Here is a 10,196-nt window from a genome sequence, read left to right as displayed (position 1 = left end):
GGGGGGGGGGGGGGGCCGGGGGGGGGGGGGGGGGGGGGGGGGGGGTGGGGGGGGGGGGGGGGGGGGGGGGGGGGGGGGGGGGCGTTCCCCCCCCCCCCCCGCGCCCTGGTCGACGCGGTGGGGCCGACGCCACCGCGCGGTCTGGAGGAGGAGTACGCGCTGTGCGGGCTGAACGCGGTGCTGTCCGTGACCGGGGACGAGGACGAGGACCGGCTCGAGCGCGCGGATCAGGTCCTGGCCACGATCGACCGGCAGCTGAGACTGCCCTTCACCGTGGTGCTGTGGACCCTCGCGGTCGGCCCCGAGAGATCACGGGACGAGCGCGTCAGGGCACAGGTCGGGGACGACCCGTGGGGGCAGGCGCTGCTGGGCATCGGGCTCGGCTTCCAGGAGCAGTTCGCGGGACGCCCCGCCGCGTCGGAGGCCCTGTTCGCGCAGGCGCTGGAGGGGTTCCGGCAGACCGGTGACCGCTGGGGCATGGCCAACTCCCTCGATCAGCTGGGGATGTTCGCGGACTGGCGCGGTGAGCGTACGCGCGCGCTGGAGCTGCTCGACGAGGCGCTCCGCCATGCGCGGGAGCTGGCGGCGCCGGAGGAGACCGCCGACCTGTTGTGCCGGCGCGGCGCCGTCCTGCTGCGCAGCTCCCGCTACGAAGAGGCCATCGCCGACTTCACGCGGGCAGGCGATCTCGCGCGCGCCGCCGGCGCACCGGAGAAAGTGGCGGGCGCCTACTGGGGAATGGGCGACGCGGCGCGGCTGGCCGGGGACCGGGCCCGTGCACGCGAGTACTACGAGACGGCGCTGGGGACGAACGCGAGGTCCTGGTACAGCGTGGGCCAGACGGTGCACGTCTTCCTCGGCCTGGGCCGCACCGCCCTCGCCGAGGGACGCACGGAAGAGGCCGACGACTGGTTCCGGCAGGCCCGCACGCTGTCCACCGACGGTGTGGCGCAAGGGCTCGAACTCGCGGTGGTGGCCGAGGCACTGGCCTCCCGCGCCGAGGGTCCCGAGCAGGCCGTGACACTGCTCGGCGCGGCATCGGCGCTGCGTGGCCGCCTAATCGTCGACGACCCGGACGTGACCCCGCTCGAACAACGGCTGCGGCGGATGCTGGCCCCCGAGGTGTTCAGGAAGGCTTTCGAGCTGGGCGGAAGCTTGCGTGAGGCTGCCATCGTGGACCTGTGACACGGCGACGCCCCGCACCACCCGGGTACTGCGCGGGCCCGTCCCGGCGCGGCCGCCGAGCTGCGGCCGGCTCCGGCATCCGGTGAGGCACGGTCAGCGGCCGGTAAGGCGCGGTCAGCAGGTGGTCAGCGAACGGTAAGCCCCGGGCCGCAAGCTCACTGCCATGACGAAGCAGACGCACACCACCGAATCCCGCACGAACGGCATCCGCACGGACAACCTCCCCGCGGACGGACTCCACACCACCGACGCCCTCGCCCACCTCGACGTCCTGGTCTCCGGCGCCAGCATCGCCGGGCCCGCGATCGCCTTCTGGCTCTCCCGTCAGGGCGCTCGCGTCACGATCGTCGAGAAGGCGGCGGCCCTGCGCGAGGGCGGCTTCGCGGTCGATTTCCGCGGTCACGTCCACCGCACCGTCCTCACCCGCATGGGCATCTGGGACGACTTGCACCGCGTGCAGACCGACATGGGCCGCCAGACCATCGTGAACGCCGACGACACCGACCGGGTGGATCTGCCCGCGTATCTGATGAGCGGCGACGTCGAGGTGTTCCGGGGCGACCTCTCCAAGCTTCTGTACGAGCGCACGAAGGACACGGTCGAGTACGTCTTCGGCGACTCGATCGCCTCGCTCACCGAATCCGCCACGGGGATCGACGTCACCTTCGACCACGGCGCTCCCCGCACCTTCGACCTGGTCGTCGGCGCGGACGGCCTGCACTCCCACACGCGTCGGCTCGCCTTCGGCGACGAGTCGCGGTACCTGCGCTTCTTCGGTTACTACGTCGCCGGATTCGACATGCCCAACCATCTGGGCCTGGACCGCACGGCACGCCTGTACACCGAGCCCGGACGCACCGCGATGATCAACAACTACGACGGCGACCCCGACCGGGCCGGCGCGGCTGTCGTCTTCGAGTCGGAGCAGCTCGCCTACGACCGGCGGGACATCTCGCAGCAGAAGCGGATCGTCGCGGACAAGCTGCGCGGCATGGCCTGGCCGCACGTGGAGAAGATGATCGCCGCGCTCGACACCGCGGACGATCTGTACTTCGACTCGATCGCCCAGATCCACATCGACCGGCTTTCCAAGGGCCGTGTGGTCCTGCTCGGCGACGCGGGGTACGGAGCGACGATGGGCGGCATAGGCACCGGCACGGCACTGGTGTCGGCGTACGTCCTGGCGGGCGAGCTGGTGGCGGCTCGGGGCGACCACCGCACCGCGTTCGCCGCCTTCGAGGCGGAGATCACGAAGTACGCGAAGGGCTGCCAGAAGATATCCGGGAACGCGGGCCCGTTCTTCGCCCCGCCGACCGAGAAGAAGATCCGCAGCCGCGACCGGGCGTACCGGATGCTCAGCTCACGCTTCCTGGCGGGCTTCTTCAAGCGTCTGACCGAGAAGGCCGCGAGCGCTCTGGACCTGAAGGACTACGGCCTGGCCGGGGAGTCGGCGCCCTCCGCCGTCCTGAACCGCCAGCCGTGATCCACGGGCCCGATGCCGTCGCCCAGCGCGAACCCGGCGGCGATCGCTCCGGTCACGTACTCCTTGGCCGCGCGTACGGCCTCGGGCACCGTCTGCCCCTTTGCCAGCTGGGCCGCGATCGCGGAGGCGAGGGTGCAGCCCGTGCCGTGCGTGTGGCGGTTGTCGTGGCGCGGAGCGCGCAGCCAGTGCTCCTCGGACCCGTCCGTCAGCAGGTCCACGGCCTCGGCGGAGCCACCCCCTGAGCGGCCGCCCCCCGAATAGCCGCTCCCTGAACCACCCGCCCCTGAACCACCGGAGTCCAGATGGCCACCCTTGATGACCACCCATCTCGGTCCGAAGGAGAGCACGGCCGCGGCGGCCCTGCGCATCTCCGTCTCCGACTCCACCTGAATGCCGGTGAGTTGGGCCACCTCGTCGAGGTTGGGGGTCGCCACGGTGGCGGTCGGCAGCAGCTTGGTGCGGACGGCGTCCAGTGCCGAGGCGGCGAGCAGCGCGTCCCCGTGCTTGGACACCCCGACGGGGTCGACGACGACCGGGGCATCGGTACCGGCGAGCAACTCGGCGACGCATTCGACGAGTTCGGGAGAGGCGAGCATCCCGGTCTTGACCGCCTGCACACCGATGTCGTCGACGACACTGCGGTACTGGGCACGCACCGCCTCCACCGGCAGCTCCCAAGCTCCCTGCACGCCGAGGGAGTTCTGCGCGGTGACGGCGGCGATGACGCTCATGCCGTGGGTCCCGAGCGCCAGCATGGTTTTCAGGTCGGCCTGGATCCCGGCGCCGCCCCCGGAGTCGGACCCGGCGACGGTCAGCACCCGTACCGGCACCACCGCATCGGCGCTCACGACTCGATCTCCCCGCCGAAGCCGCCCGAGAGGCCGTCCCCGAAGTGGTCCCAGCCGCCCGTGCTGGTCCAGGGCGCGCCGTCGACGGTCACATGGGGCAGGGCCGACGGGTTGAGGACCTCACCGATCACCTTCCAGCGGGCCGGCAGCTTCACGTCCGGCGGAAAGGTGGCCACGATCGCGTGGTCCTCTCCCCCGGTGAGCACCCACTGCAGCGGGTCCACGCCGACGGCCTGGCCGATGTCCTTCATCTGGGACGGCACGTCCACGTTGCCGGACTTGATGTCGATGCGGCACTTGCTGGCCTCGGCGATGTGGCCCAGGTCGGCGATGAGTCCGTCGCTCACGTCGCACATGGCGGTGGCGCCGAGCCCGGCCGCGGCGGGGCCTGCGTCGTACGGGGGCTCGGGCCTGCGGTGCGCCTCCACGAAGGCGCGCGGGGAGCGGAAGCCCCGGGAGAGCACGGCGTATCCGGCCGCGGACCAGCCGAGCCAGCCGGTGACGGCGACGACGTCGCCGGGCCGGGCGCCGGCCCGGGTCACGGGGTCGTGGTTGCGCAGATCACCGAGGGCGGTGATGGCGATGGTGATCGTGTCGCCGCGCACCACATCACCGCCGACCACGGCGGCGCCCGCCACCTGGCACTCGTCGCGCAGCCCGTCCATCAGTTCCGAGGGCCAGGACGCCGGCAGTTCGGCGGGGACCACCAGGCCGAGGAGCAGCGCGGTGGGCACGGCGCCCATGGCGGCGATGTCGGCGAGGTTCTGTGCGGCGGCCTTGCGGCCGACGTCGTACGCCGTGGACCAGTCACGCCTGAAGTGCCGGTTCTCCAGCAGGACGTCCGTGCTGGCGACGACCCTGCGGTCCGGTGCCGCGACGACGGCGGCGTCGTCGCCGGGGCCGATCCGTACGGCCGGAGTGGTGGTGAGCCGTGAGGTCAGCTCTCTGATGAGGCCGAACTCCCCCAGCTCGCCGACGGTGCCCTTCATGTGCGTGCTGCCCTTTCTGTTCCGACCGGTTGCCGGCCCGGTGCCGGCTGCGCCCCGACCCACTCACGATCCCGAACCATCCCTGGACAGGCCATTCGTACGCCGCCTGCCCCCACCACGGCCACCCCTGCGCCGCTCGTCCACGTCACGGCATCCCGCGCCGACCACCTTCGCGGAGTCCGCCGCCGCGATGCTCCTCGCCACCATGGCCGGTGCGACGGCCGTTGCCCAGGCACCCCGCGTCCACCGGGGCCCCCGGGGCCGGTCCGCGCGAGGGCGCGGGGCGCCGCGCGGTCGCGGGCCGCCGGTGTCCTGGGTACCGTTTGGATCAGGGGCGCGCCCGCGGGCGTATCCGCGGTCCCGCCGACATGAGCGGCGTCCGCCGCGGCATCCACGGTCACGCCCGCGAAGACCCTCACGGCCATGCCTTCCGCTTCCTTCGCTCTCCCCGAGGAGCCGCCCCGGCGACCGGCTGCGATCCCGCGCTCTCCCGGCCCGTATCCGTCGAGTGCGCCACAGCCACCCCGGGTCTCCCCGCGACGAGCGGTGACGCGATACCGTGGCGTCCCTTCTCCCCACATGATCCTCGTGGCCGCCCTGGAGGTTCCGTGGTACAGGCGTACATCCTGATCCAGACCGAAGTTGGCAAGGCGTCGACCGTCGCCGAGCTCATCGGAAAGATTCCAGGAGTCATCCAGGCCGAGGACGTCACCGGCCCCTACGACGTGATCGTGCGCGCGCAAGCGGACACGGTCGACGAACTGGGTCGCATGGTGGTCGCCAAGGTCCAGCAAGTGGACGGCATCACGCGCACGCTGACCTGCCCGGTCGTCCACCTGTAGCCCCCGTCTACCCTGTGCCGGTGAAGTCTTTCCGTCACCGGCGCCGTGCTGGCCGCCTCGACCGTGTTGGCCCTACTGGCCGTGCTCGCCGCGTTCACCGGGCTCGCCGCGCCTTGATCGGGTTGCCCGCGCTGTCGTTGCTGGTCGCCTCCGCAGCGGGGTGTTCCTCGACGGCCGATGCGCCCGAGGCTGCGGTTCCCACACCGGAGGCGTCGGTCACGAAGCTGTGTCGGAACCTGGACAAGGTGCTGCCGCAGAAGCTCGACGGACTTGAGCGCAACGATCCCGAACCGAGTTCCGAGCTCACCGCGGCGTGGGGAAGCTCCGCGATCATACTGCGCTGCGGTGTGCCCTGGCCCGACGCGGCAGCCGACAACGACAGCAACCCGGCGACCGTCGACGGCGTGGAGTGGATCGTGGAGGAACTCGACGGCGGCGCCCGGCGGATGACGACGGGCAGCCGCCTCGCCTACGTAGAGGTGACGATCCCCAAGGACCAGGTGGCCGAGGTCGGGGCGGGCCCTCTGGTCGACCTGGCCAAGCCCATCAAGAAGGCGATCCCCAAGGGGATCGCCGACTAGGGCCTGTGTCCCGGACCCGGATACCGCAGACCCGCTACCGCAGGCCCGTCGGGCGTCGCAGCGCCGCCTGGAGAAGGCGGTCCACGAGTTCCGGGTAGCTGACGCCGCTCTCCTGCCACATGCGCGGGTACATGGAGATCGGGGTGAAGCCGGGCAGGGTGTTGATCTCGTTGATCACGAACTCCCCGTCCTCCGTGAGGAAGAAGTCCGCGCGGACGATCCCCTCGCAGGACACCGCCTCGAACGCCTCGACGGCGAGCCGCTGCACCTCGGCCGTCTGCTCGGCGGTCAGCGGGGCGGGCACGAGACCGGCCGCGGAGTCGATGTACTTGGCCTCGAAGTCGTAGAAGTCGTGGGCCTGCACCGGCGGGATCTCGGCCGGGACCGAGGCGCGCGGCCCGTCCTCGAACTCGAGGACACCGCACTCGATCTCGCGCCCGACGATGCCCGCCTCGATGATGACCTTCGGGTCGTGGGCGCGCGCCGTCTCCATCGCCTCGTCGAGGCCGTCGAAGGACTCGACCTTGGTGATACCGATAGACGAGCCGGCCCGCGCGGGCTTCACGAACAGCGGCCAGCCGTGCTCGCCCACGAACTCCGCGACGCGACGCCGGGCGCCCTCCTGCTCGCGCTCCCACTCGCGCGGCCGGATCACCAGATACGGCCCGACCTTCAGACCGAAAGAGGTGAAGATCCGCTTCATGTACTCCTTGTCCTGGCCGACGGCCGAGGAGAGCACACCGCAGCCCACATAGGGCGTCCCGGACAGGTCCAGGAGCCCCTGGATCGTGCCGTCCTCGCCGTACGGGCCGTGCATCACCGGGAAGACCACGTCCACGTCACCGAGCGCCTTGGGCACGGAGCCGGGCTCGGTGTAGACGACCTCGCGCGACGAGGGGTCGACCGGGAGCACCACGCCGCCCTCGGGCGACTCGGCGAGGTCCGCTACGTCCGGCACCCGGCGGTCGCTGATCGCCATCCGCTCGGGGTCGTCCGAGGTGAGCGCCCAACGTCCCTCGCGCGTGATGCCGATCGGCAGGACGTCGTACTTGGAGCGGTCGATCGCACGGAGCACGGCGCCCGCCGTGACCACGGAGACACCGTGCTCGGAGCTGCGGCCACCGAAGACGACGGCCACCCGCGGCTTCTGCCCGGTCGACGAAGCGTCCGAAGAGGCGCCCGAGGACGCGGCGGACGCAGGGCTCTGGGGAAGGTTCTCGCTGCTCATATCGCGTTGAGCGTACCTGCTGGTACTACGAGAGTCAGCGCCCCCGGAGCACCGGTCGCGCCGTGGCCCGCGGGCCGTCGCTCAGCGTCGTTCGGGCTTGGCGGAGCGCGACATCAGTTCCTTCACCGCGACCACCGGCGGCTTGCCCTCGTGGACGATCGCGACGACGGTCTCCGTGATCGGCATGTCGACTCCGTGACGCCGCGCCAGCTCCAGCACGGACTCGCAGGACTTGACGCCCTCGGCGGTCTGCTTGGTGACCGCGATGGTCTCCTCCAGCGTCATGCCCTTGCCGAGGTTGGTGCCGAAGGTGTGGTTGCGCGACAGCGGGGAGGAGCAGGTGGCCACCAGGTCGCCGAGTCCGGCAAGGCCGGAGAAGGTGAGCGGGTCCGCGCCCATGGCCAGGCCGAGCCGTGTCGTCTCGGCGAGTCCGCGCGTGATGAGCGAGCCCTTGGTGTTGTCCCCGAGGCCCATCCCGTCGGCGATGCCGACGGCGAGCCCGATGACGTTCTTGACCGCGCCGCCGAGTTCGCAGCCGACCACGTCGGTGTTCGTGTACGGCCTGAAGTACGGGGTGTGGCAGGCGACTTGGAGGCGCTGAGCGACGGCCTCGTCGCGGCAGGCGACGACCGCGGCGGCCGGCTGCCGGGCGGCGATCTCGCGTGCCAGGTTCGGCCCGGTGACGATCGCGATCCGCTCCTGCGGCACCTTCGCGACATCGGCGATGACCTCGCTCATGCGCATCGCCGAGCCCAGCTCGACGCCCTTCATGAGCGATACGAGCACGGTGTCGGGGGCGAGCAGCGGCGCCCAGTCGGCGAGGTTGTCGCGCAGGGTCTGCGAGGGCACGGCGAGCACGGTGAAGTCGGCGTCGGCCGCGGCCTCGGCGGCGTCCGACGTCGCCCGGATGTTCGCCGGGAGTTCCACGCCGGGCAGGTAATCCGGGTTCGTGCGGGTGGAGTTGATGGCTTCGGCGAGTTCGGAGCGGCGGCCCCACAGCGTGACATCGCACCCCGCGTCCGCCAGCACCATGCCGAACGCCGTGCCCCAGGAGCCGGTCCCGAAGACGGCGGCCTTCACGGGTCGGGTCACTTGCTGCTCTCCTCGGTCGTACCGCCTGATGCCGAACTCCCACTGCTCGCCTGCGACTTGTCGCGCTCCTGCAGCTTGCGCCGCTGCGCGATGCGCGCCTCGCGCGGGTCGTAACGCTTCGGCGGAGCCTTCTCGCCGCGCAGCCGCTCCACCTCGGCGGTGATCGCGGTCATGATGACCTCGGTCGCCTCTTTGAGCAGTTCCGGCGTGATCTCTTTGTCGTAGAAAGACGACAGATCGACGGGTTCACCCGCCAGGACATGGTGCGTCTTACGGGGGAAGAAGTCCGGCTTCTTCGCATAGGGCGCCAGAGCGTCGGTGGCGCCCCACTGCCCGACGGGAATCACCGGGCATTTTGTCTGCAGGGCCACCCGTGCGACGCCGGTCTTACCGGTCATCGGCCACAGTTCGGGATCGCGGGTGAGAGTTCCCTCCGGATAGAAGGCGACACACTCACCGCGCTCCACCGCGTCGATCGCGGCACGGAAGGCACTCAGCGCGTTCGTGGACTCGCGATAGACGGGAATCTGTCCGGTGCCGCGCATCGCGGCGCCCACGAACCCCTTCCGGAAGAGGCCGTGCTTCGCGAGGAAACGCGGGACTCGTCCCGTGTTGTACTGAAAGTGCGCGTAGAGGAACGGGTCCAGATGCGAATTGTGGTTCACCGCGGTGATAAATCCGCCGTCGGCAGGAATGTTCTCCATTCCGTGCCAGTCCCGCTTGAACAGAACCACCAGCGGCGGTTTGCACAGGACCGCAGCGAAGCGGTACCAGAAGCCGATTCTGCGGCGGGACACTCGGACACCTTCCTCTAGGACCATGCAGGCAGGGCCTGGCGGGGCCGCACAAGTGTCGCCCCGGGCCACTGGTCTGTCGAGAACACCGTACGCCCGCCCGAACGGGCGCACCTCATGCACAGGTCACAATAGGCGCGTGCAGTGGACCCTGGTGATACCGCTGAAACCGTTGGTGCGCGCCAAAAGCAGGCTCGCGCCCGCGGCCGGCGACGCCCTGCGGCCCGGTCTCGCCCTGGCATTCGCCCAGGACACCGTGGCCGCCCTGACGGCCTGCGCAGCGGTGGGCGATGTGGTGGTCGTCACGGACGACGCCCGCGCAGGGCGCGAACTGGCGGCCCTCGGGGCCCTGGTCGTGCCCGACACGCCACAGGCGGGCCTCAATGCCGCTCTCACGCACGGAGAGGCAGTTGTACGTGCCACGCGTCCCCGCGCGCCGCTGGCGGCCCTGAACGCCGATCTGCCGTCGCTGCGCCCCGCGGAATTGGCGCGCGTTCTCTCCGGGGCCGCCGCATTCCCCCGGGCATTTCTGCCCGATGCGGCGGGAATCGGCACGACCCTGTTGTCCGCGACGCCGGGCACGGAATTGCTCCCCGCATTCGGCGCGGCGTCCCGCGCCCGCCACCGGGCCTCGGGCGCCGTGGAACTTCCCCTCGACGGCGTCGACTCGGTGCGCCAGGACGTCGACACCGGCGACGATCTGCGGACGGCGCTGGCCCTGGGGGTCGGCCCGCACACGGCGAAGGCCACGACGGGGCTCCTCCTCGTCGACTGAGTACGCCGACCGTGTACGCCGACCGAGGAGCCGCAACCTCGCCGATCCCGGGTACGCCGACTGAGTACGCTGCCTTCATGCAGGCCACCGCGTACACGTACGACCCCGAAACCCGCTCCGGCAGCGTCCTTCTGGACGACGGCACCCCGGTGCCGTTCGGCGCCGAGGCCTTCGACGCGGGCGGGCTGCGCCTGCTCCGCCCAGGCCAGCGGGTCCGCATCGAGGTGCAGCCCCACGAGGGGGCGGCGGACGGGCCGACGATCACGCTCGTCACCCTGCAGACGTTCTGAGCCGCCCCTCCCCCGGACACACCGCGGGCCGGGGTCCCCGAGGGGGGCCCGGCCCATCACGTTGGTTCTCTCGTTGTGTGCACCCACAA

The 10,196-nt window shown here is 71.2% G+C and carries 11 protein-coding genes; 6 read left to right on the top strand and 5 right to left on the bottom strand.

The window, feature by feature from the left end:
* Positions 1-117 precede the first annotated feature (117 nt).
* Together ACFVDP_RS29760 and ACFVDP_RS29755 are read left to right on the top strand one after the other, a co-directional pair.
* Positions 118-1,185, top strand: coding sequence for a tetratricopeptide repeat protein (locus tag ACFVDP_RS29760; protein WP_383496189.1), 1,068 nt, complete (start codon positions 118-120; stop codon positions 1,183-1,185).
* Positions 1,186-1,348: 163 nt separating this feature from the next.
* On the top strand, positions 1,349-2,668 hold the full coding sequence (locus tag ACFVDP_RS29755; RefSeq protein ID WP_383496186.1) for an FAD-dependent monooxygenase: 1,320 nt from the start codon (positions 1,349-1,351) through the stop codon (positions 2,666-2,668).
* Here the strand turns inward: ACFVDP_RS29755 and thiD are convergent.
* On the bottom strand, positions 2,614-3,501 hold the full coding sequence (thiD, locus tag ACFVDP_RS29750; protein ID WP_383496224.1) for a bifunctional hydroxymethylpyrimidine kinase/phosphomethylpyrimidine kinase: 888 nt from the start codon (positions 3,499-3,501) through the stop codon (positions 2,614-2,616). The genes ACFVDP_RS29755 and thiD overlap by 55 nt on opposite strands.
* 11 nt (positions 3,502-3,512) lie before the next feature.
* On the bottom strand, positions 3,513-4,505 hold the full coding sequence (locus ACFVDP_RS29745) for a thiamine-phosphate kinase (RefSeq protein WP_383496184.1): 993 nt from the start codon (positions 4,503-4,505) through the stop codon (positions 3,513-3,515).
* Positions 4,506-5,113: 608 nt separating this feature from the next.
* Here ACFVDP_RS29745 and ACFVDP_RS29740 point away from each other — a divergent pair.
* Both ACFVDP_RS29740 and ACFVDP_RS29735 read left to right on the top strand, forming a co-directional pair.
* On the top strand, positions 5,114-5,347 hold the full coding sequence (locus tag ACFVDP_RS29740; RefSeq protein ID WP_016642988.1) for an Lrp/AsnC family transcriptional regulator: 234 nt from the start codon (positions 5,114-5,116) through the stop codon (positions 5,345-5,347).
* Positions 5,348-5,487: 140 nt separating this feature from the next.
* Positions 5,488-5,928 carry a DUF3515 domain-containing protein gene (locus ACFVDP_RS29735; protein WP_383496221.1) on the top strand — a complete coding sequence of 147 codons (441 nt, stop codon included), beginning with the start codon at positions 5,488-5,490 and terminating at the stop codon, positions 5,926-5,928.
* Positions 5,929-5,962: 34 nt separating this feature from the next.
* Here ACFVDP_RS29735 and ACFVDP_RS29730 read toward each other — a convergent pair whose 3' ends face one another.
* From ACFVDP_RS29730 to ACFVDP_RS29720, 3 genes are all read right to left on the bottom strand, one after another.
* Positions 5,963-7,156 (bottom strand): D-alanine--D-alanine ligase family protein, encoded by a 1,194-nt coding sequence (locus tag ACFVDP_RS29730; protein WP_383496181.1) that lies wholly within the window; start codon positions 7,154-7,156, stop codon positions 5,963-5,965.
* 81 nt (positions 7,157-7,237) lie between these two features.
* Entirely contained in the window at positions 7,238-8,248 is a 1,011-nt protein-coding gene (locus ACFVDP_RS29725; protein ID WP_383496179.1) for an NAD(P)H-dependent glycerol-3-phosphate dehydrogenase, read from the bottom strand.
* Entirely contained in the window at positions 8,245-9,045 is an 801-nt protein-coding gene (locus ACFVDP_RS29720) for a lysophospholipid acyltransferase family protein (RefSeq protein WP_383496176.1), read from the bottom strand. The genes ACFVDP_RS29725 and ACFVDP_RS29720 overlap by 4 nt, the downstream gene beginning before the upstream one ends.
* A gap of 136 nt (positions 9,046-9,181) precedes the next feature.
* Between ACFVDP_RS29720 and cofC the strand changes: the two genes are divergently transcribed.
* A complete protein-coding gene (cofC, locus tag ACFVDP_RS29715) occupies positions 9,182-9,817 on the top strand; it encodes a 2-phospho-L-lactate guanylyltransferase (protein ID WP_383496173.1) in 636 nt (211 codons plus the stop codon).
* A 77-nt stretch (positions 9,818-9,894) separates the two neighbouring features.
* The gene (locus ACFVDP_RS29710) at positions 9,895-10,107 is read left to right on the top strand and encodes a hypothetical protein (protein WP_383496170.1); all 213 of its coding nucleotides are present in this window, start codon (positions 9,895-9,897) and stop codon (positions 10,105-10,107) included.
* Positions 10,108-10,196: the final 89 nt, after the last annotated feature.

The sequence above is a fragment of the Streptomyces sp. NPDC057694 genome (assembly GCF_042799415.1).
Lineage (GTDB): Bacteria > Actinomycetota > Actinomycetes > Streptomycetales > Streptomycetaceae > Streptomyces.
This window is presented reverse-complemented; position numbering and strand designations above follow the sequence as displayed.